The 549-nt window shown below is 35.9% G+C and carries 1 protein-coding gene; it reads left to right on the forward strand.

The genetic code is table 11. The features are described from left to right. A partial coding sequence (locus tag JN080_RS29025; RefSeq protein WP_256239371.1) for a transposase occupies positions 1–413 on the forward strand: 413 nt, incomplete at its 5' end. Positions 414–549: the final 136 nt, after the last annotated feature.

Genomic DNA, 549 nt, shown 5'->3' on the forward strand with positions numbered 1-549 from the left:
ATAAGATTATCCAATCGATCCCTGGTATCGGTGAAAAAATCGCAGCCACGATTATTTCTGAAATTGGGGAAATTGATCGTTTTAATCACCCTAAGAAACTAGTAGCATTTGCCGGAATCGATCCAAGTGTCTTTGAATCTGGAACATTCAAAGGTACTCTAAATCGAATTACCAAAAGAGGCTCTAGCAGACTACGTCACGATATGGCAGTTAAATGTGCCATTCGTGATTGCCGCAAGAAGAAAACGACAGATGAAATCATTCCTCGTAACAAGCGATTACGAGAGTTTTATGATAAGAAACGTAAAGAAGGAAAACCCTTTAAAGTAGCTGTGATAGCCTGTGCCAATAAGCTTTTACATTGGGTTTATGCTCTTTTAAAAAGCAAATCGGCTTTCCAAGATCTAGCCTAGTTTAAAAATTCAACTAAACAGCCCAAAACTTTCCAAATACCAAACCTTGGAAGGTTATTTGGCATGTTTAAATTTAGTATAGCATGAAATATTTTATGTTTTTAATGAAAAATATTGACAAACTATTGGCTGGTTT

Source organism: Bacillus sp. EB600, from assembly GCF_024494385.1.
GTDB lineage: Bacteria > Bacillota > Bacilli > Bacillales > Cytobacillaceae > JAEVLT01.